The organism is Amycolatopsis sp. cmx-11-51, from assembly GCF_047608665.1.
In the GTDB taxonomy this organism is placed as follows: domain Bacteria; phylum Actinomycetota; class Actinomycetes; order Mycobacteriales; family Pseudonocardiaceae; genus Amycolatopsis.
In genome coordinates, this window is the sequence record NZ_JADNQO010000047.1 from 1 (window position 1) to 939 (window position 939).

1 protein-coding gene is annotated in these 939 nt (G+C 65.3%); it reads left to right on the forward strand.

Features of this window, described 5'->3' with window-relative positions; genetic code table 11:
* The first annotated feature begins 46 nt into the window (after nt 1-46).
* Nucleotides 47-921, forward strand: a protein-coding gene (locus ACM6LU_RS39160) for an IS5 family transposase (RefSeq protein WP_414942918.1) whose coding sequence is annotated in 2 segments (ribosomal slippage) — nt 47-437 and nt 437-921 — 876 coding nt in all. Because the reading frame shifts where the segments join, the coding sequence is not laid out codon by codon here.
* Nucleotides 922-939: the final 18 nt, after the last annotated feature.

Sequence of the window (939 nt, forward strand, 5' to 3'; positions counted from 1 at the left end):
CTAGGGCCTGTTTCAGAAGTGGGTCTTGTTTTGGGATGATCTTTGTATGGGGCGTGGTGACCTGACGAATGAGCAGTGGGCGAGGCTGGAACCGTTGCTGCCTGTGGGGAAGAAGCCGGGTCGTCCGCCGGTGCATCCGCGGCGGCGGTTGATCGACGGGATCCGGTTTCGGGTGCGTACGGGGGTGCAGTGGCGGGATTTGCCGGCGCGGTATGGGCCGTGGCAGACGGTGTATGGGTTGTTCCGGCGGTGGCAGCGGGACGGGACCTGGAAACGGATTCTGGCCCAGTTGCAGGCCGAGGCGGACGCGGACGGGCTGATCACGTGGGATGTGAGTGTTGATTCCACGGTGGCTCGCGCGCATCAGCACGCTGCTGGTGCGCGAAAAAAGGGGCTGAGCAGCGTGAACCGCCGGGCGGGGTCGACCTTGAGCCGGACGATCACGGGATCGGCCGATCGCGGGGCGGGCTGACCACCAAGCTGCATCTGTCGTGTGAGCAGGGGCAGAAACCCCTCTCGGTCGTGGTCACTGCCGGGCAGCGGAATGACTCGCCGCAGTTCACGGCGGTGCTGGAGCGGATCAGCGTGCCCCGGTCCGGGCGGGGGCGTGCTCGCACCCGTCCGGACCGGGTGCTGGCGGACAAGGCATACGGTTCCCGCGCCAACCGTGCCTATCTGCGGAAACGGGGCATCCGTTGCACCATCCCGGAGAAAACAGACCAGGTTCGCCACCGCAGGAAACTAGGCCGCCGCGGTGGTCGCCGACCCGTGTTCGACAAGGACATCTACAAACAGCGTCACGCCGTCGAATGCGGCATCAACCGGCTCAAACGCTACCGAGCCGTCGCCACCCGATACGACAAACTCGCCGTCCGCTACGAAGCCACCGTCACCATCGCCGCGATCAACGAATGGCTCTAACATCTGAAACACGCCCTA